A 24,182-nucleotide genomic window follows, 5' to 3' on the forward strand; every position below is an offset into this window, starting at 1 on the left:
ACGAAACGACAATGTGGAGCCGCCCCCTACGAAACCTGAACCGGAGGTTAAGTATGAACGCGTACGAAGGGTTGGCGCGACCACCGCCTCAGGCTGTGCTTTCCTGGGCAATCATTCGCCGCAACAGCGCCATTAGGGACAATATTGCTTTCCAGCGAAGCCCATGCCGGTATAGAAAATACGTCAGAAAAGCGGCGACGGTGCAGTTGAGATGATTTCGCAGCAGCGAGATCCCACATGAAGCGGGTGAGAGCAGATGCCTTTACTGAATTTGTAAGGGGTCGAAGCTGGCAACCTGCCGCCCCCCCCTCACGGAACGGCGTTTTTCTTGCTTGCGCCTGCGTATCGGTAGCAACAATCACCAAGGTCGCTTTGCAGGATATCGAGCACGTCCACTATATGCCGCTGTTGGGAGCGGTCATGGCGACCGCCCTGCTGGGGAACCGCCCCGCCACCTTTCTCGCCATTGTGCTTTCGGTCGCCGCCGATCTCATGGTGACGACGCGCATCAGTCTAGCGGGCGTGGCCGCCAACACCCTGCTGTTCGTCTTGATCGCCTCGGTCATGGCCGAAGTTTGTCATCGCCTGACGAGCAGAACGGCGCTGTTGCACAGCATATTGACGTCGGTCCCCGTGGTGACGCTGGACAGCGAGGGCCGCATTCTTCGCATCACGGCCCCCGCAGCCGATCTTCTCGGCGTCGCTCCAGCCAACGCCCTGAACCGGGACTTCCGCATCTTCGCGCCGGATTTCGGCGAGCGGACGCTCGGCGCCTTGCTGCAAGGCGACGCCCTTACGGCGCCCGCCGCTGGGTATTGGATGGCGCGCCGTCCCGACGGCGAAATCATTCCTCTGATCATCCATGCCAGCCTGTTGGCCCACAGCGTCGATCCGGAGCGTGTCGTCCTGTCCCTTGCGGATCAGAGACAGGCTCTGGCGGTCAATGACCGGATGCGGGAGTTGATGGGCCAGCTCAGCAGAAGTTGGCGGCTGAACTCGATGGGCGAAATGGCGGCCACCCTGGCGCACGAATTGAACCAGCCGCTTACCGCCGCCACCGTCTATCTTCATGCCGGACAGACGGATATCGCCCGCGCGGGGCCAATCGGCGACAGCGCCGGCCGCGCCTTGGATCTGGCGAAGACCCAGCTGCTGCGCGCCGGGGACATCATTCGCCGCATGCGCGAACTGATCGCCACCGGCGGCCCACAGCTTACCGAGGAGCGAGTGTCGTCGATGATCGAGGACCTGCGGCCCTTGCTCGATCTGATTCGGCAGGACACCGGTGTCGTCATCCGCATCGATGTGCACGACGCCAGCGATCGGGTTTTGGCCGACCGAATCCAGTTTCAACAGGCGATCGCCAACCTGGTCCGCAACGCTGTGGACGCCGTTTGCGGACACCACGATGGGATGGTTTCGGTGACGGGACGCAGTCTGGCGAACCAGGGTTATGAAATTCGGGTCGAAGACAACGGTCCCGGCATAGCCGAAGACCAGATGGACCGAATCTTCCAACCGATGATGACGACAAAGGCCGGTGGAATGGGGCTGGGCCTGTCCGTCACCCGCTCGATCGTCGAAAGCCATGACGCCGTCCTGACCGTAGGCCGAAGCCTGCTGGGCGGCGCCGCCTTTTCCTTCTGCCTATCCCCCGTCTCGGAGCTCGAAGCCGCATGACCGACCATTCCGTCTTCATCGTGGATGATGATCAAGCCATGCGAGACTCGCTGCTGCTGCTTTTGAGGGGCGAGGGCATCCGCGCCCGAGGCTTCGCCAGCGCCGCCCTTTTCCTCGAGGCCCTTCCCGACGAGAAGTCCGCCTGCGTCATCACAGACCTGCGGATGCCCCAGATCGAGGGGACCGAACTGATTCAACGCCTTCGGGTTCTGCGAGGCGAAAACTGGCCCATCATCGTCATCACCGGCCATGCCGATGTGCCCCTGGCGGTCCAGTTGATGAAGGCCGGCGTGATCGACTTCATCGAAAAGCCCTTTGATCCGAACCGCATCCTCGAGGCGGTGCGGGGCTGCCTCTCGGTTCTTCAGCGCCACGGGGCCGAAAGCGAGGCGCGAGAGCAGACATGCGCCCGTCTGGCCACCCTGACCCCGCGTGAACGCCAGGTGTTCGACGCCCTGATCGACGGGAAGTCGAACAAGGAAATCGCCCTGATCCTCGACATCAGCCCCCGCACCGTCGAGATTTTCAGGGCCAAGGTGATGCAGAAGATGCAGGCCACAAGCCTGTCCATGCTGGTCCGGCTGGGCCTGAGCGTCGCAGAGGCCTGAAACTTCGGCGTAAACGCCCCTTGAGCCGCCCGCCGATCGTCGCCACTTTACGCGGGTCATGAGCGACCGGTCCGCAGGCCTCGCCCCGTCCCGCGTCACCGCGGTGCTGGGGCCCACCAACACCCAACACCGGCAAGACCCATCTTGCGGTCGAGCGGATGCTGGGTCACGCCTCGGGCATGATCGGCCTGCCGCTGCGCCTTTTGGCCCGCGAGATCTATGAGCGGATCGTCAAACAGCGGGGCGCCGCCGCCGTCGCCCTGATCACGGGCGAGGAAAAGATCGTCCCGCCGCGCCCGCATTATTTCGTCTGCACGGTCGAGGCCATGCCGCTGGAGCGGTCGGTCGAGTTCCTGGCCGTGGACGAGATCCAGCTGGTCGCCGATCCCGAGCGCGGCCACGTCTTCACCCAGCGGCTGCTGCACGCACGCGGCCGGTTTGAGACCATGTTCCTGGGCGCCGGCACGCTCGAGCCCCTGATCCGCCGCCTGGTTCCAGACGTCGAGATCGTCACGCGGGATCGGCTGTCCACACTGTCCTACGCGGGATCAAAGAAGTTGACCCGCCTGCCCCGCCGCAGCGCCATCGTCGCCTTCTCGACCGAGCGGGTCTACGCCATCGCCGAATTGATCCGGCGTCAGAGGGGCGGGGCGGCCGTGGTCATGGGCTCGCTCAGCCCCCGCACCCGCAACGCCCAGGTGGCCCTGTACCAGTCAGGCGAGGTCGATTTCCTGGTCGCCACCGACGCCATCGGCATGGGTCTGAACATGGATGTGGACCATGTCGCCTTCGCGGGCCTGAGGAAGTTCGACGGCCGCAGAACCCGCTGGCTGCACGCCCACGAAATCGGCCAGATCGCCGGGCGCGCCGGCCGTCACCTGCGCGACGGCACCTTCGGCGTGACCGCCGAGGCCGAGGATCTGGACGACGATCTGGTCGAACAGGTCGTCGAGCACCGATTCGATCCGGTCGAGGCCGCCGAATGGCGCAACGCCCGACTGGACTTCGACACCCTGCCCGACCTGTTACGATCCCTGACCGTCACGCCCCAGCGCAGCGGCCTCAGCCTGACCGCCGAGGCGCTGGATGAAACCCTGCTGCGCCGCCTGATCAAGGACGAGGAGGTCGCCCGTATCGGCCGTTCGCGCGGCGCGGTCATGCGGTTGTGGGAGGCCTGCCAACTGCCCGACTTCCAGAAGACGACGCTGGACGAACACGCCCGACTGGCCAAGGACGTCTTCCACGCCTTGACCGGCAAGCGGGGCCGGCTGACCGACGACTGGATGGCCCCGCGTTTCGCCTTCGTGGATCGCGACGACGGCCAGATCGATCAGCTGTCGGCCCGGCTCTCGGCCGTCCGCACCCTGTCCTATATCGCCAACCGCCCCGACTGGGTTCATGACGCCCAGGGCTGGCGTGACAAGACCCGCGCCCTGGAAGACCGCCTGTCCGACGTCCTGCACGAGCGTCTGACCGCGCGTTTCGTCGACCGTCGCACCACCGCCCTGATGCGGGCCCTGAACGTGCGCGAGGACACTTTCGCGGGCGTTGCTGAGGACGGCGAGGTCACGGTCGAGGGCCAGGTGGTCGGCCAGCTTGAAGGCGTCCGCTTCCAGATGGAGAAGGGCGCATCAGCCCTTGAGGACCGCACTCTGCGCCAGGCCGCGGTCCGCGCCGTGACGCCCGAGATCAATCGCCGCCTCGGCCGTCTCGCCGCCGAGACGGACGACGGTTTCGCCGTCACGCCGGACGGAGCCGTGCTGTGGCGCGGCGTCCTGACCGCCCAGATCCAAGCGACGCCGGCCGGAGCCGACCCGTTTTCGCCGGTCGTCCGCCTGTTGGGCGAACTTGGGCCGACGCCCGCCCGCGAGCGGGCCAAACGCCGGATCGAGGCCTGGCTGGCGTTCGAGGCCGGCCGGGCCCTGCGCGATCTGCGCCGCCTGCGCCAGGCGGTGGAATCGGGCGCGCTGAAGGGTTTGCCGCGCGGGATCGCCTTCCGCCTGATCGAGGCCGGGGGCCTGATCGATAGGCGCGACGTCGAACGCGACCTGGCCGCCCTCAGCCAGGTCGAGCGGCGCACGCTGAAAAGCTTCGCCATCCGCGTCGGGGTTCATTCCGTCTGGCTGCCCGGCCTGCAAAAGCCTCGCGCCCGCCATTTCGCCCAGGCCTTCCTGGACGCCCCGCTGATTCCCGCGACGCCGGACCTGATCCCGCTTCCGCCCGAGCCGCCCTCGCCTCGCCTGCTCTCGGCGCATGGACTGCGCATGGCCGGCCGCTGGCTGGCGCCGGTCGAGACCCTGGAGAAGATGGCCGAGTTGCGCGCCGCCAAGACTGCGGACCGCGGCCGCCTGTCCGACGACGGTCTGATCGACCTGGGCTGGACCGCGGAACAGGCCAAACAGATCATCGCCGCCCTGAAGACAGAACGCGCCCGCCAGCCCGACAAGCCCGGCGTCGCCCCCAAACCACCCAAGGACTCGCCCTTCGCCGCCCTGGCCGCCCTGACGGCGCCTCCAGCGACGCCGGCGCGCGCGAAACGTCGTCGCCCACGTCGAAAGGCCCAAGCTTGAGCGACGACGCCTGCCGTATCGATGTCTGGCTGTGGCGCGCGCGGTTTGTGAAGACGCGGGCATTGGCCGCCGCGCTGGTCGAGCGCGGGGCGGTGCGATTGACGCATCAGGGGCGTGAGGCGCGGCTGGACAAGCCCAGCCGCTACGTTCATCCGGGCGACCTGCTGACCTTCGCCCAGAACGGGCGGGTCACAAGCCTCAGGGTCGAGGCCCTGGGCGAGCGGCGCGGGCCCGCCGAAGAAGCCCGCGCCCTTTACGTCCTTATTTCTGAATGACGAACTCGCCTTCGATGTGCAGCTTCACCTCGTCCGAAACGGCCGGCAGGGCGTAGTTGATGCCGAATTCCGAACGCTTGATGGTGGCTTCACCGTCGAAGCCGGCCTTGTAGGCGCCCATGACGGGCCCGGCGGCGTTGAACACGACCTCGATGGTGACCGGCTTGGTCACGCCCTTCAGCGTCAGGTCGCCGACCACGGTGGCTTCATTGGCCTTGCCCGGATGAACCGTGACCGAACGCGAGACGAAGGTCGCGGTCGGATGGTTGGCGGTGTCGAAGAAGTCGGCGGTCTGAAGGTGACCCTTCAACCGGTCATCATTCGGCGCGACATCGGCCAACGGGATGGTGGCGGTCAGGGTCGAGGCGGACGGATTGGCCGGGTCCAGCTTCAACTCGGCCTTCACGTTCACGAACTGACCCGTGTAGGTCGAGAGGCCGAAGTGGTTGACCGACCAGGTGATCTTGCCGTGGCTGGACTCCAGATCGTAGTTCCCGGCGGTGACCTCGGCCGGGTTCTTGGTCAAGGCGGCCTGGGCCACCACGGCGCCGCCGGCCATCAGGCTCAACGACAGGGCGCCGGCGACGGCGTATTTGGCGAAAGAATTGCGCATTGGGGGATTTCCTGTGGGGTGGATCTTGATATGCAATCAACACAGTTGCGGTTAGACCCGCCCCTTAGTCAAGGGCCGCGAGTCGGCTTGCGAACGTCTCTCGCCTTAAGCCCTACTGTTGACAGTTGGTTGCGTGGCCGCCATGTCGCAGGCCTCCCGCTCACAACCTCGACCCGTTTTTTCGCCAAATGACCTACATCGTCACCGACGCCTGCGTGAAATGTAAGTTCATGGACTGCGTGGAGGTGTGTCCCGTGGACTGCTTCTACGAAGGCGAGAACTTCCTGGTCATCGCCCCCGACGAGTGCATCGACTGCGGGGTCTGCGAGCCGGAATGCCCCGTCGACGCCATCGTCCCGGACACCGAGGACGAACCGGACGGCAAATGGCTTCAGGTCAACGCCGAATACGCCAAGGTCTGGCCCAACATCACCGTCAAGGGCACGCCCCCCGCCGACCGCGAACAGTATGAGCGCGAGACCGGCAAGTACGAGAAATACTTCAGCCCCAAGCCCGGCAAGGGCTCCTGAGCCGGCGACGGTTTTCGACGCCGATCCCGGTCGAGCGGCCAAGGTCAAACTGTCGTAAATCCTCGTCGGGCCTGTGGACGTTTTGAAAACCCGTCATTTTGTGATAGGGTCTGTTTCATTGGATCGGGCGGTCCGCGAAAACTTCGCGCCGCCCGTGTTTGCGACAAAATCCCGCCCACAGACGGGATCGGCCAGAGGTTTGGTGATCCGTTTCCGCATTTGACGCCCAGCATGACCTCCCCGGCGGCTCCCACCGACGGTTGAGGTCCTGTTTGCGTCGAGCGCGCCTTCGCTTCGCCCGGCCCTGAACCGGGAAAGGACGAATATGACGAGCAAGACTGGTCTGGAGTTCAAGGTTGGCGACGCGGTCGTCTATCCGGCGCACGGCGTCGGCAAGGTCGCGGCGGTCGAGACTCAGGAAGTCGCGGGCATGTCGCTGGAAGTCTATGTCGTGACTTTCGACCATGAAAAAATGACGCTGCGCGTCCCGACCAAGAAGGCCGCGACGGCCGGCTTGCGTTCGCTGGCCGCTGACGACGTCGTCACCAAGGCCCTGACCACCCTGAAGGGCCGCGCTCGCATCAAGCGCACCATGTGGTCGCGCCGGGCCCAGGAATACGAAGCCAAGATCAACTCGGGCGACCTAGTCTCCATCGCCGAAGTGGTCCGCGACCTGCACCGGGCCGACACCCAGCCGGAACAGTCCTATTCGGAGCGCCAGCTCTATGAATCGGCCCTGGACCGCATGGCCCGCGAAGTGGCCGCCGCCAACAAGATCGACAAGGACGCGGCTGTCGAGCTGCTGGCCAAGTCGCTCAGCGCCAAGAAGCCGATCCCGACCGCCGAAGCCGCCTAAATACAGGCCTGGGCTTCGACCTCGGACAAACGAAAGGGCCCCGGAGCGATCCGGGGCCCTTTTTGGTTTGACCGACATCAAGGCGCCCCCGCGGCGTCCGGCGCTCTGATGGGGTCCAACAAGGAGCCGACCATGACCGACGCCGCCGCCCCGCTGGGCTTCCACCACATCCGCCTGGAACTGGCGCGCGAGCCGCAGCACCCAGAGGGGGACAACGGCATCGGCTATGACATTCTTGCGCCGCTGAAGGCCGACAAACGCCTGGACGCCGCCGCCTGGCGCGAAGCTCCAGACAAATGCCGCGTCCGCAGCTTCTCTCACGGCGCCACCCTGGCCTTTGGTCGGCTGCGCCACGCGGCGCCCGACCGCTGGTTCCTGGACTTCGAGTCTGGCGAAGCGGACGACGCGCACGGTTTCCGTCTCGCCGATGAAGTGCTCGAGACGGGCGAATACGTCAGCCTGTCCACGGGCGACCAGACCCATACCTATGTGGTCGCCCGCGCCGAGGCGGTCTGAGGATCAGAAATATTCGGCGTTGGCCGGGCATTGGGCGCTGATGCGGCGCGCCGTGATGGTGGCGGGAATATAGGGGGTGCCGCGCAGCAGTTGGGCGCCGCCACGGAAACTGAAGCTGGTGTCCTCATAGGTTCCAGACAGTCGCACATTGACCCGGCGTCCCTTCTTGTCCTGACAGGTGCCCTCGAACCGGGCCCGGCCGTCCCCGACCACACGGGTCGGATAGGTGCAGCGCCAACGGTTGGTCGACAGGCCGCCGAAGAAGCGGTTGATTTCGCTGGGCCGGACACATTTCTGCTCGGTGTCGCGCTGGCCGACGGCGCTGGTCGTATATTCCCAATAGCCTGGCAGGACCTCGCTTTGGGCCGGCGTCTGGGCCGGTGCGATCGCGGGCGCGGCCAGCATGAAGCCGCCGGCCATCACAGGCGCCAGCACGGCCCACAGCTTGAGGGACCGGGCGCGTTTGGACAGAGGAGCGATCGGGGAGGAGCGAGACATGGCGGCCTTCTGTTCAGCTTGGATCTTCATGATATGACTCATAGCGCGCGTCATTTGAATGACGCCTGAACGACACCCGGTTCCGACGCCATTGCGGCGATCCGCGAAACCGGGCCAAGACTCGGCTTGACGCCCGACCGCCTCTTCCCTTATACGGCCCCCTCTCGCGCGGGCTGCTTCCCGCGCGTACTTGTTTCATGCGTCTTCTCCCATGCTTCGGGCTGGACGCCGCACCTTAAGGATCTGACGATGTCGCGTCGTTGCGAACTCACCGGTATCGGCCCGATGGTCGGCCATAGCGTGAGCCACTCGAACATCAAGACCAAGCGCCGCTTCCTGCCGTCGCTTAAGACGGTCAAGGTCACCTCGGATTCCCTGGGTCAGACCTTCTCGCTGCGTATCTCGAACGCTGCGCTGCGCACCCTCGACTACAAGGGCGGCCTGGACGCCTTCATCGTCAAGGCCCGCGACGAGCAGCTGTCGATCGCCGCCCAGCGCATCAAGCGCCAGGTTCGCGCCAAGCTGGCCGAACAAGCCGTCGCCGCCGCCTGATCGGCGACCGCTGAAACTGTTCTGGAAAAGGCCGGTGGCGACGCCGGCCTTTTTCTTTGCGCGCCTTCCGGGGCGGGTCTAATCCCGAACCGTAATCGGAGGGGATTCCGCATGACCGTCGCCCGCACCCTGGCCTTCACGGCCGCCGCCCTGACGCTGTCGGCATGCGCCACCTTGGGCGACGCCCCACCGCCGATGCGGGACTCGACCGCCTACACCCTGGCCACCGACCAGCCGCTGACCGCAGAGCAACAGGCGGTGCAGTTCGACACCGCCGACCTGTCCATCAAGGTCATTCCGCAGGACAAGGCGATCGACGCCGTCGCCGTGCTGGGCTTCACCGCCAAATCGCCCTTGAACCGGCTGGTGGTGGATCTGGACACCCTGTTGCCCATCTCCTCGGTCCAGATCGACGGGGTCGCAATCGCCGCCGACCACTGGTCCAACCCCGAAGGGCGGCTGAGCGTCGATCTGCCCCAGCCCCTGACGCCGGGCCAGTCCGTCGCCCTGCGCGTGGCCTATGCCGGCAAGCCCCGCGTGGCGCCCCGCGCGCCCTGGGACGGCGGCTTCGTCTGGTCCACGGCGCCCTCGGGCGAACCCTGGATCGCCACCGCTGTCCAGGGCGAGGGCTGCGACATCTTCTGGCCCTGTATCGACAGCCCACACGGCGAGCCAGGCCGTGTCGACCTGCACATCACCGTTCCCTCCGACCTGTCTGCGCCGTCCAACGGCCGCTTCCTGGGCAAGGTGGATCACGGCGACGGGTGGACCACCTGGAACTGGTCGGCGAAGACCCCCAACACCTACGCCATCGCCCTGAACGTCGGCCCCTACGAAGAGGTCAGCGGCCGGTACGAAAGCCGGTTCGGCAACACGATCCCGATGAACTACTGGCATCTGAAGTCGGACGCGCCCGAAAAGGTCCAGGCCCTGTTCGCAGAATTCCCCAAGATGCTGGACTTCTTCGAGGCGACGGTCGGACCCTTCCCCTTCGGCGACGAGAAGATGGGGGTGGTCGAGACCCCGCACCTGGGCATGGAGCACCAGACCATCAACGCCTACGGCAACGGCTACAAGATCGACGGCCGGGGCTATGACTGGCTGCTGCAGCACGAGTTCGCCCACGAATGGTTCGGCAACCAGCTGACCAACCAAAACGCCGACGACATGTGGCTGCACGAGGGATTGGGCAGCTATATGCAACCCCTCTACGCGCGCTGGCTGATGGGCGATCGCTATATGCAACGCGAGCTGGCGAACCAGCGCGAGGGGCTGGTCAACAAATTCCCCGTGGTCTCAGGCACGCCCAAGACCGAGGACGAGGTCTACAAGGGCGACGTCGGCCCCGGCGGCGACATCTATTCCAAGGGTTCGCTGATCAGCCATTCGCTTCGGATGCTGATCGGGGACGAGGCCTTCCACCAGGCCCTGACCCGACTGGTTTATGGAACCGACGATCCGCGCCCCGGCGGCTTCCAGCCCCTGTACCGTTCGACGCAGGACTTCCTTCAGATCGTCAATCAGGTGACGGGGCAGGACTACGGCTGGTTCTTCCGCGGCTATCTGTACAACGCCGCCCTGCCCGTGCTGACCCAGACGCGAGAAGGCGAGTTGCTGAATCTGGAATGGACCAGCGGGAACGGCGAACCCTTCCCCATGCCTCTGGAGGTCGAAATCGACGGCCGCGTCCAGACCGTCGCCATGACCGGGGGACGCGGTCAGATCACAGTCCCGGCCGGAGCCCACGTCCTGATCGATCCGCAGAACAAGGTGCTGCGCCAGATGGACGTGATCGACGCGCTGAGGGCCTATAAGGCGCAGCAGAAGGCGAAGACGCAGTAGTTCCCCACACGCAATCTCCGTCATCGCTCCCAATCTCCGTCATCCTCGGGCTTGACCCGAGGATCGGATGATCTGCAGCTCATACAGAAGCGTTAGGCACAGTCCGCCACTACGCCCGATCCTCGGGTCAAGCCCGAGGATGACGGATGGGTGTTGGAAAAGACCCTAAGCCGCAACCACCGTCACCGACTGCCGCACCATCCGGCACCGTTCCTGGGTGGTCAGGAAGGCGATGTCCGCCGCGTCGCGTCCGCAGGCGATCCGCACCAGACCTTCGACCGGCGCCAGCCGCGTCGCATCGACCAGCCACCAGCCGTTATCCAGCCAGACCTCGAAGATGGCGTGGAAGTCGGGCGGGGTCAGTTGGTGGGCGAAGGCGCTGACTGCGCGCGCGGGAATGCCCGAGGCCCGGCAGAAGGTCATGCCCAGGTGGGTGAAGTCGCGACACACCCCGGCGCGGTCAATGAAGGTCCGCGCCGCCGTCGTCTCGGTGTCCGACACGCCGTGCTCATAGTCGATGTTCTCGGTGATCCAGTTCAGGATCGCCAACACCCGAGCACCGCCCGAGGTGTCGCCGAACTCGCGGGCCACAAAGCGGCCAAACTGATCGGACGGACAATAGCGGCTGGGCTGGAGATAGGGCAGAACCTCGGCCGGAAGCTCGCCCCAGTCGTGCTGGGCCACATCGGGCGGCAGCCCCTTCAGCACGCCGTTCTCGACCACCGCCTCATAGATCAGGGTCACTTCCCCCTCGACATGGCAGCGCAGGGTCCGGGCGCCGAAGTCGACATCCTCGTCTTCGTGAAACTCGACCGGCGGATCGAAGGTCAGGGTCTCCTGAAGAATGTCCTGGCCCGGCCAATGGGCGACCTGAATCTTGTAGATGGCGTCCGTCGGCGGATCGAAACGATAGACGAGCTCGGCGCGGACGCGCAGTTTCATGAAGGGCAACCAGTCAAAACGGGGGGACGGCGCCCCCAACGCCATGCGACTGAGGCCGTTCCATGTCCCCGCCGTCCTACGGCCTCCCCCGAGACCCAGCGACGGAGAAAATGCGCCGTCTCGCACCCCTCAGGCGCGAATAGATCAACAACCGCAGTCGGTTGGGCGCTCGCGCCGTCGTCCGGGCATGCGCGCCCGCATCGAGGCCGCGCGCCCGCTGTGGCGGAAGGTCGCAGGGCGGCGTAAGAGGCCGCATGCCCCCCCTCGTCTCACGCGTCTCGTCGCTTGTCTCTCCGCGCGCCTTCGCCCTGATCGTGCTGCTGATCGCCGCCTGCGTCCTGGGCCTGGCCCCGATCCTGGTGCGCCTGACGGAGACGGGACCGGCGGCGGCGGGCTTCTGGCGGTTCGTCTTCGCCCTGCCCTTGCTGACCGTGCTGGCGTCGCGCGAGCCCGGCGGCATCGCGGCCCCGTCGAAATGGGCGCTGCTGGCGGGCCTGTTCTTCGCCCTGGATCTCAGTTTCTGGCACTACGGCATCGTCATGACCTCGGTCGCCAACGCCACGGTCCTGTGCAATCTGACGCCGGTCGTCGTGACCCTGTTCGGTTGGATCGTGCTGAAAGAGGCGCCGCGTCGGCTGTTCCTGCTGGCCCTGGTTCTGGCCATGGGCGGCGCCTTCGCCATGGCGGCGGGCGCTGACGGCGGCCAGGGGACCAATCCGCCGCTGGGCGACGCCTTCTCCCTGTCGGTGGCGGTCTGGTACTCGGGCTATTTCCTGGCTGTGAAGGCCGCGCGCGCCACGGCGGGCGCCATGCGCGTCACCTTCTGGGCCACCCTGCTGGGCGCGCCCCTGCTGCTGATCGTCGCCCTGGTTCTGGGGGAAGACATCATCCCGGCGAGCGCGGCGGGGTGGGCCGCCTGTGTGGCCATGGGGGTGATGCACGTCTTGGGCCAGGGCGGCGTCGCCTGGGCCCTGGGCAAGCTGCCGGCTTCGATCACCGCCGTGACCATCCTGATCCAGCCGGTCGTCGCCGGCCTGCTGGGCTGGTGGGTCTTCGGCGAGACCCTGACCCCGATCCAGGCCCTGGGCGGCGCCCTGGTGCTGGGGGCCATCGTGATGGCCCAGCGCTCGCAACGGACGAAGCCGACGCCCGACGGGCTCAAGTAGCGCAAAGCGCGATAGCCCAACATGACGGGCTCAAGTCGCGCGAAGCGCGGTAGCCCAACCCGACGGGCTCAAGTCGCGCAAAGCGCGATAGCCCAAAAAAGAAAACGGGCGCGAAGGAAGCCCCCGCGCCCGCATCTTAATATTGTCGGCTGTTCGGCTTAGAGGAGCTTGAGGTCGATCGCCGAGGTCTTGCCGCGCTGGTTTTCCAGCTCGTATTCGACCTTGGCGTTTTCATCGAGACCCTGAAGGCCGGCCTTCTGAACGGCGGTGACGTGAACGAACACGTCAGAGCCGCCGCTGTCGGGCTGGATAAATCCATAACCCTTGGTGGGGTTGAACCACTTGACCGTACCGGTCGCCATGTCTGCGTCTCCGTAAACGCGCTTTTCCAGGCGGATCCCCCTCGGGGTGACCCGACAATCCATCTGGACAGCTCGTTCAGGCGAAGGAGCGAGACGCGGGTGTGGACCCCACGCAAAATCCGGACTGTGCTGTTGTTGTCACCCGGCTTTTCCAGTCGGTCAACAGCAAAGCGATTCGCCTGAGGGGTGATTCAAGCTTAACGGCACAGGCCGCGCTCGGCGCCGTCGATATGCAGGTGGTTCGCGTGGGCCGCGTTGTAGTCCGGCGTCAGAACCGTGGAAAACAGCCGGCAGGCGCCGTTTCGCACCTCGTGAAGGAAACGCCCGCCCGGCTCGCCCGCCGGACCCTGGCCGCGCCAGTCGTTAAGCACGCTGATCGTTCGCCCATCCTCTAGGGGCACCCCCGCCACATCCAGGGCATTGGCACCCGCATGTTCGCTGGGTCGTTCCTGCACGTCCTCGGATCCATAGATGCGGCGGCAGGCATAGGTCCCATAGTTGTCGACCCGCGCCGGCGCCGATCCCAGGATGCTGCGCGCGGCGGGCTGCAGCACCTGGCGATCCCAGATGACATAACGGACCGCCAGCGGGCATTGCATGACCACATCGGCCGGGGCCAGGGGCGTGACCGCCCCGCCGGTGATCCGCACCGCGCCGCGCACCACGCAGAAGCCGCCGTCGTCGCGATCCGCCGCCCGCTCGACCTCGACCCCCGCCGTGCGCAGCGCCTGCATACAGGCCTCGGTCGCGCCCTGAACCTCTTCAGCCGAAGCCGTGGGAGGAAGATCGAAATCCGCCACCTTGGCCGCCGTCGCCCGGCCGACCGGATGGCTGAGGTCCAGCGGCTTCCACGGCAGGTCCTGCGGCGGCGCATAGGCGTTCATCAACGCAAAGGCGGCGCAGGCCAACAGCCCGACCTCCCAAAGCAGATTCCAGAAATCAGCGAAGTCGCGCTTCATACATCCCCAGCATGGACCGCCCACGGTCCCGCTGGCAAACGCCGCAACCACGCGAACGTTCACACCCCGCGCCGCGACAGCCTTAACACTTGTTCAGATTTGCCCGCTGTGCTGGGTATGCGCCTTTCGCGCGCCCAGTTGCGGCGCGGCAGTTGGGAGTGAGCCGTTGACAGCGACGGATGGGGGGGCGCTCGAGCCTCGCAAGACTTTCCTGGGGCACCCGCGGGGGCTGGTGGTTCTGTTCTTCACCGAAATGTGGGAACGGTTCTCCTACTACGGCATGCGGGCCCTGCTGGTCCTGTATCTGACGCAGCACTTCCTGTTCAGCTCGGGCGAGGCCCAAGGCATCTACGCCGCCTACGCAGCGCTCGTTTTTCTGATGCCGGTCATCGGCGGCATAATCGCCGACCGATATCTGGGGTCGCGCAAGGCCGTCATCATCGGCGCCGTCCTGCTGGTCATGGGCCATTTCACCATGGCCTTCGAGGGCACGGGCGGTCGTGAAAGCCTGACCATCGGCGACACCACCTATCAGATTCAGGTCGAAGGCCGCGATCAGAACCGCAAGATGTTCGCCGTCAACGGCGACGAGCGGGTCCATATCGCCATCACGCCCGAAGGCGTTTCCACCGTCGCCGCCGCAACCGCCGCCCCGTCCGACTTCCCCGCCTTTACGGCGACGGGCGGCTATACATTGGAGACCGAGCGGGACCAGAAGCTGGGCGAGCCCGTTCTGTTCCTGGCCCTGGCCCTGATCATTGTCGGCGTCGGCTTCCTGAAGGCCAATATCTCGACCGTCGTCGGCGCCCTGTATGAAGAGAACGATCCCCGTCGCGACGGGGGTTTCACCATCTTCTACGTCGGCATCAATCTGGGCTCCTTCCTGGCCACGGCCGCCTGTTCCTATCTCGGCTTCAACTATGGCTGGGCTTACGGCTTCGGCCTGGCCGGCATCGGCATGCTGTTTGGGCTTCTGACCTTTGTCCTGGGCCAGTCCTGGCTTGAGGGTCGCGGCGCACCGCCTGTTCCAGTGGAAGGTCGTTCGATCCTGGGCGTGCCCCTGGTTCCCTTCTTCTGGATCGCCGGCCTGGTCGCTGTCATCCCGACCTGGCTGCTGATGCAACGCCACGAGATCATCGAGACGGGCCTGCCCTGGATCGCCGGCGTCATCTTCGCCTCGGTGGTCGGCTATACGGTCTTCCGCCTGAAGGGCGCCGAACGCAGCCGCATGCTGGTCGCCCAGCTGCTGATCTTCTTCTCGGTGCTGTTCTGGGCCCTGTTCGAACAGGCCGGCTCTTCGCTGACCCTGTTCGCCGACCAGTCGACCCAGATGCCTGACTGGTTCAACGCCGGCTACACCCAGATGTTCAACCCGGGCGTCATCATCATCGGCGGCCCGATCCTGGCCGCCCTGTGGGTCTGGCTCGGCAAACGGAACCTGGAGCCCTCGACCCCGGTCAAGTTCTCGTTCGGCCTGGTCTTCGTCGGCCTGGGCTTCCTGGTCCTGACCTGGGCGGCGGCGAACCAGGCCAATGAGGCCTTCCGCGTGCCCTTGCTGTTCCTGTTCCTGACCTATGTCTTCCACACGATCGGCGAGCTGTGCCTGTCGCCGGTCGGCCTGTCGATGATCACCAAACTGTCGGTGGCTCGGGTGGTCGGGATGATGATGGGTATCTGGTTCCTGTCCAGCTCGGTCGCCCATATCGTCGCCGGCCTGATCGCCAAGGCGACGGCGACCGATACGGTCGCGGGCGTGGTGACCAGCCCCGCGCTGGCGTTGCAGACCTACGGCTCGATCTTCGGCACCATCGGCTGGACGGGCGTCGGGGTCGGCGTCTTCCTGCTATTGATCTCGCCCTTGCTGAAGAAGGGCATGGCCGGGGTCCACTGAACCACGCGCCTCTGGACCTGAAGAAGCCCCGGCGGAGCGATCCGCCGGGGCTTTTTGCTGGTCGGCGCCGGCCTCAGAAGGTCTTGCGCACCCGGACCGAGACGAAGGTGCGGGGATCGACGGCGCTGTCTTCGACAAAGGCGACGGCCCGAGTCTGGCGGTTCGCGAAGACCGTCCGGGTCTGGGTGAAGTCGTCCCAGAGGTTCAGCTGGGCGCGGATCGCCAGGGTCGGCGACGGCTTGTACTCGGCGAACATCTCGAAATAGTCCGCGCCGCGCCATTTGGAGACCTGGTCCGGCGAGTAGCTGGCCTCGCCCAGGTAAGGCAGCCAGTTCACGCCCCATTGCAGCTTCCAGCGCGTGATGTCCTGCTCGATGCCGATATTGGCCTGGGTCGGCCGCGCGTCCGAAATGGGCCGTTCTTCGCCCGTGGTCGGGTCGGTGACGGAAGTCTTGTTCCAGTCGTTGCTGAAGGTGAAGCGGGCGCCCTTCACGCCCAGCTTGTCCAGCGGCACAGTCACGTTCAGCGACAGCCGGTCCAGCGTGCCGTCGCCGATATTGCCGACCGCCGACAGGCCGTCGGCAAGCGGGATCCGGTCGATGGCGTCGATGATCTCGTCATGGCGATAACCGATGGAGACCACGCCCTCGCCCCAGAAGCGGCGCTCATAGGTCAGTTCCGAGATCCAGCGCTGCTCCGGCTCCAGGTCGACATTGCCGCCATAGACATTCTCCTCGTCCAGGTCGGCCGAGGCGGCGAAGTCCGAGAAGTCCAGCTGGCCCAGTTCGCGCTCGAAGCGGAACCGCAGCTGGTTGTTGGGCATCGGCGTCCAGGTGGCCATGAAGCGCGGCTTGGCGAAGAAGAAGCTCTTCTCCTGATTGGCGTCGCCGGACTGGCTGATGGTCGAGGCTTCGAGGCGTAGACCCGCTTCCAGCGTCAGGTCCGGGTGCAGCCGCCATGTGCCCTTGGAAAAGGCCTCGCCGCGCGTCTCCTCGACCTTGACCGAGGCGCTGGGCAGGGCGATGGGCACGCCGCCTTCGCTATAGGCCTGGTCTGTCTGGCGCATATTGTAGGCGACCTCGCCGCCGGTCTCGATGGTCAGTTTGGGCGAACGTTCGTGACGCACCAGGGCGCGCAGGATGGTCTCGGAGCTTTCGCCCGAATAGGCGAACACCTGTTCAGGCGCGTCCACGCCGTTGTTCAGGACATTATAGGTCGAGACCCCGTCCCAGCTGCCGAACTCGTGCATCAGCCGGGTTTCCAGCTTGAAGTGAGCGTTCAGGGGGCGTTCCCAGGTCACGCCGAACTCGCCGCCGTCCTCGTCCTCGCTTTCCAGGCTTTCGCGGAAGGCGGTGGCGGATCGGCTGGTGTTGTACCCCTGCCAGTCGCTGATCCCGTAGCGGGCGGTCAGATCCACCTTGCCGCCCGCCAGCGGCCCGGCATAGACGCCGCGGATCGAGTCGCCGCCGCCATAGCTGTCGTTGTCGGTGACCTCGTCACGCAGGACAGTTCCGGCCGCGTCGCGGCGGATGAGGCGGCCCGGCCCGTTGGAGTCGCTGGTGCTGATCCCGTCGGACAGGGTCACGCCCCAGCTGCGGTCGCCGTCCCGAGCGGTAAACTGATAGCTGCCGCTGGAGAGGTCCTGGCCAGAACCTTCGAACTGGGTGGTGCTCCAGGTCAGGATGGACTGACGGCTGGCCTCGGCCTTCAGGATGACGTTCACGACAACCGAGAAGCCTTGCATGTCGATGCCGGGCGCCCCGCCGCGGATCAGCTCGATCCGCTCGACCTGGCGGGCTGGAGTACGGCTGAGCACGTTCGAGCCGGCGTCGTTCTTGGAGGCGGGGCGGGCGTTGTTGATCAGCACATTGCCCACCGCGCCTTCGAAGCCCCGCGCGCCGCTGCCGTCGTCCAGTTCGAACCCAGGCACGCGGTTGACCATGTCGAGCGCGGTATTGGGCCGCTGGGCGAGGAAGAAGTCAGGCGTGAAGACCAGCACGCCGCGCTGGGCGGCGTCGGCTAAGGGCGCCTGGCGGGTCGGGCCGGTCGGCACGGGCGCCTGGGCCACTTGCGGCGCGTCGCCGGCATGGGCGGTCGCGGCGGAAAACAGCAGGGCGGTGGTGGCCAGCAGCAGGGTCTTGTTCATCGGTCTTCCCCTCAAGTTCGTCGGCGAGAGGTGTGCCGATCCGTTCCGTTCATCTCCAGTTACAAGGTGGAAAGGTGGATTAAATCGGCGACAGCATTACCGGATGTTCACGTGCCTATACTTTCGATTGTGAGACTATACGGTCATGAACAGGGGGACGGACATGAAAGCATTGATTCTGGCTTTGGGCCTGATCGCTGCGGCGACGCCGACGCTGGCCCAGACGGCCGAGGAGCCCGCCACGGTCGATGAGATCATTGTGGTCGCGCGCCGGATCGAGGGGCCGATGTGGGAGGTCCAACGCGGCGACAGCACGCTGATCCTGGTGGGATCGATTAACGGCCTGCCGCGAGACATGGAATGGCGCACAGACGCTCTGGTCTCAGCGGTGGAAGGGGCGGATCGGGTGCTGTTCCCGATACAGGGTCAGGCGTCGTTGGCGGATGTCGGACGGCTGCTCTGGCGGATGCGAACCCTGACGCGCCTGCCCGACGGCCGCACGAGCGCAGATTATCTCTCGCCCGATCTTGAGGCGCGGGTGGAACGGATTACGGCCGAGGGGCCAAGCCGCCAAAGCATGATGATGCTGTCGGCCGACCTGATGGAACATGGCGGCTATGCCCGCCGCGCGCGCCCAGTGTCGGAGGTGGTGCGACGGGCGGCGCGCGCGTCCCGCAAGCCGGCCGAACCGGTTGGTGTCTTTCACGGCGACGAAATGGTCGAGAAGATCCTGACCACGCCGCCCGAAGCCTATCTGGACTGTATCGAAAAGGCGGCGACGGCCGCAGAAGCCGGGGAGGCCGAGGGCGAGCGACGGGCGGAAGCTTGGCGACGCAGGCAGGTGCCGGCGGTGCTGGCCTCGCCGCTGGAGCAGGCGACGAACGCCTGCTCCTATTGGGCGGTGATGGGCGAGGGCGAGAGATTGCGGGGCATCTGGAACAAGGCCGTCGATGAGGCCTTGTCGCAGCCCGGGGTAACAGTGGCCATCGCGCCGCTTCGGCTGTTGGCGGAGACCGACGGCGTCCTGGACCGGCTGGAAACCCAGGGGCTGGAGCCGATCGGACCCGAGTGGCGGCCCGTGGCCCCCTGACCCCTTAGGTCGCGGGGCCCGGCGGTCGGGAACGGCCTCGCCCATGCCGGCGCTGCTGCGTTCGGCGGGCATGGTGCTTGCTCTCGAGTGTGGCGCGGAAAAACCGCGTCGAAGGCCAAGGCGCCTTTGACGTCAGACCGCTGTTCCGCCGACGGTCAGGCCGCCCATCTTCAGCGAGGGCTGGCCTATGCCGACGGGGACGCCCTGGCCGGCCTTGCCGCAGACGCCGACGCCGGGGTCGAAGGCGAAGTCGTCGCCGATCATCTGGATCTTGGTCAGGGCCGTGGCGCCGTCGCCGATCAGGGTGGCGCCGCGCACCGGTGCAGTGATGACCCCGTCCTCGATCAGATAGGCCTCGTTGCACTGGAAGACGAACTTGCCGTTGGTGATGTCCACCTGGCCGCCCGAGAAGTTGGCGGCGTAGAGGCCCCGCTTGGTATTGGCGATCATGTCGGCCTTCGAATCCTTGCCCGCCTCCATGAAGGTGTTGGTCATGCGCGGCATGGGCATGTGGGCGAAGGACTGGCGACGGCCGTTGCCGGTGGCGGCGACGCCCAGCTGACGCGCCGACAGCCGGTCGTGCATCAGGCCGACCATGATCCCGTCCTCGATCAGGACGGTGCGCGAGGTGGGCGTGCCCTCGTCATCGACCGACAGGGAGCCGCGACGCCCGGCGATGGAGCCGTCGTCGACCACGGTGACGCCGGGGGCGGCGACGCGCTGGCCCATCATGCCGTTGAAGACGGACGAGCCCTTCCTGTGGAAGTCGCCTTCGAAGCCGTGGCCGATGGCCTCGTGCAGCAGGACGCCGGGCCAGCCGGCCCCCAGGACCACGTCCATCTCGCCCGCCGGGCAGTCGATGGCGTCCAGATTGACCAGGGCCTGGCGCAGGGCCTCGTCCACCTGGGCCTGCCAGCGCTCGGGCGCCACCCAAGCCTCGAAGCCGGCGCGGCCGCCGGCGCCGGCGCCGGCGCTCTCGCGCTTGCCGTTCTGTTCGACGGTGACGGAGACGTTCAGCCGGACCAGGGGGCGGATATCGCGCACCACCCGTTCGTCGGCGCGCAGGATCTCGATGGCGCGGCGCTCGCCGACCAGGGAGGCCGAGACCTGGACCACGCGCGGGTCGCGGGCGCGGGCCCAGGCGTCGATCTCGGCCAGCAGGGCGATCTTGTCGGAGAAGGCCGGCGAGGCCAGGGGATCGACGGCGTCATAAAGCTGCTGATTGGTGGCGCGCGGTCCCTCGGCGACGCGGGCGGCGTGGCCTTGCTTGGCCAGGGCGGCGCTGTCGGCAGCGCGGCGCAGGGCGGCGGCCGAGATCTCGTTGGCGTGGGCGTAGCCGGCGGTCTCGCCCGCCACGACCCGCAGGCCGAAGCCCTCGGTCGCGTCATAGGCGGCGGACTTCAGCCGGCCGTCGTCGAACACCAGGCTCTCGCTCTCGGACCGTTCCAGGAACAGCTCGCCGTCGTCGGCGCCGGCCAGGGCCGTCTTCAGGATCGACAGGGCTTCGTCGGTATCGGCGGCGTCGAGGATGAGGGGCGGGGCGGCGTGAACGGTCATGGGCTGTAGGTAGGGGTTGGCGAGCGGTTCGTCACCTCGCGGCGAGGAATAGACTCAATCCACTCGAATCTTTTGGAGTCAATTTCAGTGTGTGTTTCCGGCGATCTCCTTGCGGCGTTGGGCCAGGCGAGGCTTGGAACCCAGCGACGCCGAAGGCGAAATCCGTCAGCGCGCGGCCCTACGCCCGGAATGAAGAAAGAGAAGAGGCCAGCGCGCACAATGACGCTGGCCCGCTTCAAACAATTTCAACGACTTGTGAACATCCAGCGCCTTTCGACCCACCGGTGGCCGGCAGTGTGAGATCATCTTTGCATGAGAAGCGACACCACAGCCCCCATCGACCGCCACCGCGCCGTTTTCGGCAGGTTTGGCGCCTCTGGCACGTTTGGCGCCTTGGCACGCTGTTTTCGCGCCATTCGCGCCAGAACGGGCGTCACATCATATTTCGCCATTCAGGGCGTAGCGCAGCAAAAGCCCGGAAGGACAAAAACGAGGGCCGACCTACCGCGCCAGCTTCCCCTTGGCCTTATCGGCCGACAAAACGACGTCCGGATCCGGCGCCGCGATCTCCTCGCCGCAATGGTCCAGCACCGCCAGGATGTGGCGCATCAGATTGAGGCGGGCCGTCTTCTTGTCGTCGGTGGCGACGACGGTCCAGGGGGCGAAGTCGCGATCCGTCGCGTCCAGCATCCGGTCGCGGGCGTCGGAATAGGCGTCGAACCGAGTCTCGGCCTCCGCGTCCAGCGACGACAGCTTGAACCGTTTCAGCGGATCGACGCGGCGTTCCCTCAGCCGCTCGGCCTGTTCCTTGCGCGAGATGTCGAGCCACAGCTTGATCAGAATAATCCCGTCGTCGGTCAGCATCCGCTCGAACCGCGGGGCGTCGGTCAGGAACTGGGCGTACTGCTCGGGCGTGCAATAGCCCATGACCGGCTCGACCCCGGCGCGGTTGTACCAGGACCGGTTGAAGATGACCGTCTCGCCCGCCGCCGGCAGGTGCGGCACGTAACGCTGGAAATACCACTGGCCGGTCTCCCGGTCGCTGGGCTTGGGCAGGGCGACGACGCGGGTCTGGCGCGGGGACATGTATTCGGTCAGCCGCTTGATGGCCCCGTCCTTGCCGGCGGTGTCGCGCCCCTCGAGCACGATGACGACGCGCAGACCGTGTGCGATGGTCCAGGCCTGGGTCTTCACCATGGCGAGTTGAAGCTGTTCGAGCTCGGTTTCGTAGGCGTCGGTCTTTTTTCCCATAGGGCGACAGTGGAACGGGGGCCCCGCCAGGGCAAGCGGAGCGGCGGAACGCGGCCCGAAGATGACGATCTTCTCACGTGCCCGCACCGCCCGTCGGGGTTAGGGTGGTCCGAACCGGGAGGGGTTTCGACGATGCTGAACCGCCGAATGCTAATGATGTCCAGCGTAGCCGCCGCGACCGCCGGAGCGACGGTCGCCAGAGCCGCATCCGCCGACGCCTATGAAGCCGCGCTGGAGGCCGCCTTCGCCCAGACCCAGCCGGTCGCCCTGGCCGGCGGGATGGTGACGCGCGAAGGCCTGGTCTGGTCCGGGGCGCGGGGCGTGCGTCGGGTCGGCGCAAGCGATCCCGCGACCCTGGACGACCGCTGGCACCTGGGGTCCAACACCAAGGCGATGACGGCGGCGCTGTATGGGCGACTGGTCGATCAGGGACGGGCGGACTGGGACACGGCGATGGGCGACCTGTTCCCGGGGATGAAGATCGATCCGGCCTGGGAAGGCGCGAGCCTCAGCGACTTCATGCATCACCGGGCGGGCGTGAAGGACGCCGACGCCCTGGGCATGATCTTCTTCATGACGGCGCGGGGCGACCCCCGCCCCCTGCCGCAGCAGCGGCGGGCCGTGGTCGAGCGGATCCTGGGCGCCGCGCCCACGGGCGCCAAGGGAACGTTCGAATACGCCAACGCCAACTATATGCTGGTCGGGGCGGCGATCGAGGCGATCACGGGCCAGTCGTGGGAAGAGACCATGCAGGCCGAGTTGTTCGCGCCCCTGGGCCTGACCTCGGCCGGGTTCGGCGCGCCCAAGACCAATACGACGGGCGGGGCCAATGTCTGGGGCCACCAGAGCAAAGGGGCGGCGCGCACCGCCGTGGATCCGGCCGATCCGGGTGCGGACAATCCAGCGGCCCTGGGGCCGGCGGGCACGGTCCATATGAGCCTGGCCGACTATGGCCGCTGGCTGAGACTGTTCCTGACGGACGGCGACGGCTGGCTGAAACCCGAGACGATCCGCCTACTGACGGTTCCAGGCGCCGGCGAAGGCCTGCCCTACGCTCTGGGATGGATCGCGCCGACGCAGATTCCCTGGGCCGGCGGGCCGGTGCTGACCCACGATGGATCAAACACCCTGTGGTACGCCACCGCCATAGTGGCGCCGGCGCGAGGCCTGGCCTTCATCGGCCTGAGCAATGAGGGCGCCGGCCAGGCGGCGACCAGCGGCCTGATGCGGAACCTGGTCGCGACCCTGGCCGGATAGGACACCAGGCCCGATCGCGCGCGCCCCCTATGTCTAGACCAATCGTCGCTTGAGTTGGCGATGGACGATTGGTCTAGATTCTTGCTTTTCGCATTCTTAGCCGGCGAATGCTCTAGACGCCGGGGCGGGACTTCAGCGTATCGCGGATTTCGGTCAGCAAGGCCTCGGTCGCGGTCGGCGCCGAGGGGGCCGGATCGGGCTTGGCGGCTTCCTGGCGACGCAGGGCGTTGATCCCCTTGACCACCATGAAGACCACGAAGGCGACGATCAGGAACTGGATCACCGTATTGGCGAAGGCGCCGTACTGGATCGCGACCTTTTCCACCGTCTCGGTCGCCGGGTTTTCCGGGCGCAGCACCCATTCCAGCTCGGAAAAGTCGATGCCGCCGGTCAGCAGGCCGATGGGCGGCATGACCACCTGATCGACCAGGCTTTTGACGATGCCGTTGAAGGCGGCGCCGATGATCACCCCGACGGCCAGATCGACGACGTTTCCCTTGACCGCAAACTCGCGGAATTCGGACAGAAGGCTCATGGGGTCGCTCGGTCTTTAGAGGTTCAGGCGTCGCCGGACGCGTTCAGACGCTCGCGCAGTTCCTTGCCGCTCTTGAAGAAGGGCACGGCCTTGGCCGGCACGTCCACCGTCTCGCCGGTGCGCGGATTGCGCCCCAGACGCGCCGGGCGGGACCGCACCGAGAAGGCGCCGAAACCGCGCAGCTCGACCCGACCGCCCTCAGCGAGGGCGCCGGTCATCTTGCCGAGGATGACATTCACCAGCCGCTCCACCTCCGCATGGGTCAGGTGGGTGTTTTCGGCCGCAAGTTTCTCGATCAGTTCGGACTTGATCATCAGGCCCCCTGCCAGCGCGTGATCGACGGGTCAGCCCCCGTCGAGGATCCAGACACGCACCCTAACCCCCGCTGGTCGCGGGAAAAAGCCCTTATCCACCAAGGACAGGCGGCATTCGCACGATTTATGTGCGGTTCCGTACACTCGTATGCGTCAAAAAGAGAAAAGGGCG

22 protein-coding genes and 1 pseudogene are annotated in these 24,182 nt (G+C 66.3%); 13 read left to right on the forward strand and 10 right to left on the reverse strand.

Annotation, left to right across the window (positions count from 1 at the left end):
- Window positions 1–420 precede the first annotated feature (420 nt).
- From OU998_RS16620 to OU998_RS16635, 4 genes and pseudogenes are all read left to right on the forward strand, one after another.
- Window positions 421–1,680 carry a sensor histidine kinase gene (locus OU998_RS16620; protein WP_267514754.1) on the forward strand — a complete coding sequence of 420 codons (1,260 nt, stop codon included), beginning with the start codon at window positions 421–423 and terminating at the stop codon, window positions 1,678–1,680.
- Window positions 1,677–2,288, forward strand: coding sequence for a response regulator FixJ (gene fixJ / locus OU998_RS16625; protein ID WP_267514755.1), 612 nt, complete (start codon window positions 1,677–1,679; stop codon window positions 2,286–2,288). Before OU998_RS16620 ends, fixJ begins: the two co-directional genes overlap by 4 nt.
- Window positions 2,289–2,346: 58 nt before the next feature.
- Window positions 2,347–4,858 (forward strand): annotated as a pseudogene (locus OU998_RS16630) (helicase-related protein).
- On the forward strand, window positions 4,855–5,133 hold the full coding sequence (locus tag OU998_RS16635; protein WP_267514756.1) for an RNA-binding S4 domain-containing protein: 279 nt from the start codon (window positions 4,855–4,857) through the stop codon (window positions 5,131–5,133). The pseudogene OU998_RS16630 and the gene OU998_RS16635 overlap by 4 nt, the downstream one beginning before the upstream one ends.
- On the opposite strand, the gene OU998_RS16640 is transcribed toward OU998_RS16635, so the two are convergent.
- Window positions 5,120–5,746, reverse strand: coding sequence for a YceI family protein (locus OU998_RS16640; protein WP_267514757.1), 627 nt, complete (start codon window positions 5,744–5,746; stop codon window positions 5,120–5,122). The two genes, OU998_RS16635 and OU998_RS16640, sit on opposite strands and share 14 nt — an antisense overlap.
- A 188-nt stretch (window positions 5,747–5,934) precedes the next feature.
- On the opposite strand from OU998_RS16640, the gene fdxA reads away from it, so the two are divergent.
- From fdxA to OU998_RS16655, 3 genes are all read left to right on the forward strand, one after another.
- Window positions 5,935–6,276, forward strand: coding sequence for a ferredoxin FdxA (gene fdxA, locus OU998_RS16645; protein ID WP_017505910.1), 342 nt, complete (start codon window positions 5,935–5,937; stop codon window positions 6,274–6,276).
- A gap of 325 nt (window positions 6,277–6,601) precedes the next feature.
- Window positions 6,602–7,132: a CarD family transcriptional regulator gene (locus OU998_RS16650; protein WP_267514758.1), complete on the forward strand. Its 531-nt coding sequence runs from the start codon at window positions 6,602–6,604 to the stop codon at window positions 7,130–7,132.
- A 132-nt stretch (window positions 7,133–7,264) separates the two neighbouring features.
- The gene (locus OU998_RS16655; protein WP_267514759.1) at window positions 7,265–7,648 is read left to right on the forward strand and encodes a hypothetical protein; all 384 of its coding nucleotides are present in this window, start codon (window positions 7,265–7,267) and stop codon (window positions 7,646–7,648) included.
- Between the two features lie 3 nt (window positions 7,649–7,651).
- Here OU998_RS16655 and OU998_RS16660 read toward each other — a convergent pair whose 3' ends face one another.
- Window positions 7,652–8,176, reverse strand: a complete 525-nt coding sequence (locus tag OU998_RS16660; RefSeq protein ID WP_267514760.1) for a DUF3617 domain-containing protein — start codon at window positions 8,174–8,176, stop codon at window positions 7,652–7,654.
- Between the two features lie 219 nt (window positions 8,177–8,395).
- Here OU998_RS16660 and rpmB point away from each other — a divergent pair, with 219 nt between their 5' ends.
- On the forward strand, window positions 8,396–8,698 hold the full coding sequence (gene rpmB / locus OU998_RS16665) for a 50S ribosomal protein L28 (protein ID WP_267514761.1): 303 nt from the start codon (window positions 8,396–8,398) through the stop codon (window positions 8,696–8,698).
- Between the two features lie 111 nt (window positions 8,699–8,809).
- A complete protein-coding gene (locus OU998_RS16670) occupies window positions 8,810–10,540 on the forward strand; it encodes a M1 family metallopeptidase (protein WP_267514762.1) in 1,731 nt (576 codons plus the stop codon).
- 165 nt (window positions 10,541–10,705) lie between these two features.
- Here the strand turns inward: OU998_RS16670 and OU998_RS16675 are convergent, their stop codons facing one another.
- Window positions 10,706–11,482, reverse strand: a complete 777-nt coding sequence (locus OU998_RS16675) for a transglutaminase-like domain-containing protein (RefSeq protein WP_267514763.1) — start codon at window positions 11,480–11,482, stop codon at window positions 10,706–10,708.
- Window positions 11,483–11,736: 254 nt separating this feature from the next.
- Here OU998_RS16675 and OU998_RS16680 point away from each other — a divergent pair, with 254 nt between their 5' ends.
- Window positions 11,737–12,648, forward strand: a complete 912-nt coding sequence (locus OU998_RS16680; RefSeq protein WP_267514764.1) for a DMT family transporter — start codon at window positions 11,737–11,739, stop codon at window positions 12,646–12,648.
- 158 nt (window positions 12,649–12,806) lie between these two features.
- Here the strand turns inward: OU998_RS16680 and OU998_RS16685 are convergent, their stop codons facing one another.
- Both OU998_RS16685 and OU998_RS16690 read right to left on the reverse strand, forming a co-directional pair.
- Window positions 12,807–13,010, reverse strand: a complete 204-nt coding sequence (locus tag OU998_RS16685; protein WP_008264090.1) for a cold-shock protein — start codon at window positions 13,008–13,010, stop codon at window positions 12,807–12,809.
- A 197-nt stretch (window positions 13,011–13,207) separates the two neighbouring features.
- Window positions 13,208–13,969, reverse strand: a complete 762-nt coding sequence (locus OU998_RS16690; protein ID WP_267514765.1) for an extensin family protein — start codon at window positions 13,967–13,969, stop codon at window positions 13,208–13,210.
- A 166-nt stretch (window positions 13,970–14,135) separates the two neighbouring features.
- On the opposite strand from OU998_RS16690, the gene OU998_RS16695 reads away from it, so the two are divergent.
- The gene (locus OU998_RS16695; protein WP_267514766.1) at window positions 14,136–15,860 is read left to right on the forward strand and encodes a peptide MFS transporter; all 1,725 of its coding nucleotides are present in this window, start codon (window positions 14,136–14,138) and stop codon (window positions 15,858–15,860) included.
- 73 nt (window positions 15,861–15,933) lie between these two features.
- Here OU998_RS16695 and OU998_RS16700 read toward each other — a convergent pair whose 3' ends face one another.
- Window positions 15,934–18,006, reverse strand: a complete 2,073-nt coding sequence (locus OU998_RS16700; RefSeq protein WP_267514767.1) for a TonB-dependent receptor plug domain-containing protein — start codon at window positions 18,004–18,006, stop codon at window positions 15,934–15,936.
- A gap of 163 nt (window positions 18,007–18,169) precedes the next feature.
- Here OU998_RS16700 and OU998_RS16705 point away from each other — a divergent pair, with 163 nt between their 5' ends.
- Window positions 18,170–19,096 carry a TraB/GumN family protein gene (locus OU998_RS16705; protein ID WP_267514768.1) on the forward strand — a complete coding sequence of 309 codons (927 nt, stop codon included), beginning with the start codon at window positions 18,170–18,172 and terminating at the stop codon, window positions 19,094–19,096.
- A 132-nt stretch (window positions 19,097–19,228) separates the two neighbouring features.
- Here OU998_RS16705 and tldD read toward each other — a convergent pair whose 3' ends face one another.
- Together tldD and ppk2 are read right to left on the reverse strand one after the other, a co-directional pair.
- Window positions 19,229–20,653: a metalloprotease TldD gene (tldD, locus tag OU998_RS16710; RefSeq protein ID WP_267514769.1), complete on the reverse strand. Its 1,425-nt coding sequence runs from the start codon at window positions 20,651–20,653 to the stop codon at window positions 19,229–19,231.
- A gap of 501 nt (window positions 20,654–21,154) precedes the next feature.
- On the reverse strand, window positions 21,155–21,904 hold the full coding sequence (ppk2, locus tag OU998_RS16715) for a polyphosphate kinase 2 (RefSeq protein ID WP_267514770.1): 750 nt from the start codon (window positions 21,902–21,904) through the stop codon (window positions 21,155–21,157).
- 156 nt (window positions 21,905–22,060) lie between these two features.
- Here ppk2 and OU998_RS16720 point away from each other — a divergent pair, with 156 nt between their 5' ends.
- Entirely contained in the window at window positions 22,061–23,161 is a 1,101-nt protein-coding gene (locus OU998_RS16720) for a serine hydrolase domain-containing protein (RefSeq protein WP_267514771.1), read from the forward strand.
- A gap of 112 nt (window positions 23,162–23,273) precedes the next feature.
- Here the strand turns inward: OU998_RS16720 and mscL are convergent, their stop codons facing one another.
- Together mscL and OU998_RS16730 are read right to left on the reverse strand one after the other, a co-directional pair.
- The gene (gene mscL, locus OU998_RS16725) at window positions 23,274–23,696 is read right to left on the reverse strand and encodes a large-conductance mechanosensitive channel protein MscL (RefSeq protein ID WP_267514772.1); all 423 of its coding nucleotides are present in this window, start codon (window positions 23,694–23,696) and stop codon (window positions 23,274–23,276) included.
- Between the two features lie 23 nt (window positions 23,697–23,719).
- Window positions 23,720–24,010 carry an integration host factor subunit beta gene (locus OU998_RS16730; RefSeq protein ID WP_267514773.1) on the reverse strand — a complete coding sequence of 97 codons (291 nt, stop codon included), beginning with the start codon at window positions 24,008–24,010 and terminating at the stop codon, window positions 23,720–23,722.
- Window positions 24,011–24,182 lie beyond the last annotated feature (172 nt).

The organism is Brevundimonas sp. SL130, from assembly GCF_026625805.1.
Taxonomy (GTDB): domain Bacteria; phylum Pseudomonadota; class Alphaproteobacteria; order Caulobacterales; family Caulobacteraceae; genus Brevundimonas.

Bases quoted from the DNA above. Each gene is read 5' to 3' on its own strand.
- OU998_RS16660 (WP_267514760.1), bottom strand. From the start codon at position 8,176: ATGAAGATCCAAGCTGAACAGAAGGCCGCCATGTCTCGCTCCTCCCCG.
- OU998_RS16680 (WP_267514764.1), top strand. From the start codon at position 11,737: ATGCCCCCCCTCGTCTCACGCGTCTCGTCGCTTGTCTCTCCGCGCGCC.
- OU998_RS16670 (WP_267514762.1), top strand. From the start codon at position 8,810: ATGACCGTCGCCCGCACCCTGGCCTTCACGGCCGCCGCCCTGACGCTG.
- tldD (WP_267514769.1), bottom strand. From the start codon at position 20,653: ATGACCGTTCACGCCGCCCCGCCCCTCATCCTCGACGCCGCCGATACC.
- OU998_RS16620 (WP_267514754.1), top strand. From the start codon at position 421: ATGGCGACCGCCCTGCTGGGGAACCGCCCCGCCACCTTTCTCGCCATT.
- fixJ (WP_267514755.1), top strand. From the start codon at position 1,677: ATGACCGACCATTCCGTCTTCATCGTGGATGATGATCAAGCCATGCGA.
- mscL (WP_267514772.1), bottom strand. From the start codon at position 23,696: ATGAGCCTTCTGTCCGAATTCCGCGAGTTTGCGGTCAAGGGAAACGTC.
- OU998_RS16705 (WP_267514768.1), top strand. From the start codon at position 18,170: ATGAAAGCATTGATTCTGGCTTTGGGCCTGATCGCTGCGGCGACGCCG.
- OU998_RS16640 (WP_267514757.1), bottom strand. From the start codon at position 5,746: ATGCGCAATTCTTTCGCCAAATACGCCGTCGCCGGCGCCCTGTCGTTG.
- OU998_RS16730 (WP_267514773.1), bottom strand. From the start codon at position 24,010: ATGATCAAGTCCGAACTGATCGAGAAACTTGCGGCCGAAAACACCCAC.
- OU998_RS16700 (WP_267514767.1), bottom strand. From the start codon at position 18,006: ATGAACAAGACCCTGCTGCTGGCCACCACCGCCCTGCTGTTTTCCGCC.
- rpmB (WP_267514761.1), top strand. From the start codon at position 8,396: ATGTCGCGTCGTTGCGAACTCACCGGTATCGGCCCGATGGTCGGCCAT.
- OU998_RS16690 (WP_267514765.1), bottom strand. From the start codon at position 13,969: ATGAAGCGCGACTTCGCTGATTTCTGGAATCTGCTTTGGGAGGTCGGG.
- OU998_RS16655 (WP_267514759.1), top strand. From the start codon at position 7,265: ATGACCGACGCCGCCGCCCCGCTGGGCTTCCACCACATCCGCCTGGAA.
- OU998_RS16650 (WP_267514758.1), top strand. From the start codon at position 6,602: ATGACGAGCAAGACTGGTCTGGAGTTCAAGGTTGGCGACGCGGTCGTC.
- fdxA (WP_017505910.1), top strand. From the start codon at position 5,935: ATGACCTACATCGTCACCGACGCCTGCGTGAAATGTAAGTTCATGGAC.
- OU998_RS16720 (WP_267514771.1), top strand. From the start codon at position 22,061: ATGTCCAGCGTAGCCGCCGCGACCGCCGGAGCGACGGTCGCCAGAGCC.
- OU998_RS16685 (WP_008264090.1), bottom strand. From the start codon at position 13,010: ATGGCGACCGGTACGGTCAAGTGGTTCAACCCCACCAAGGGTTATGGA.
- OU998_RS16675 (WP_267514763.1), bottom strand. From the start codon at position 11,482: ATGAAACTGCGCGTCCGCGCCGAGCTCGTCTATCGTTTCGATCCGCCG.
- ppk2 (WP_267514770.1), bottom strand. From the start codon at position 21,904: ATGGGAAAAAAGACCGACGCCTACGAAACCGAGCTCGAACAGCTTCAA.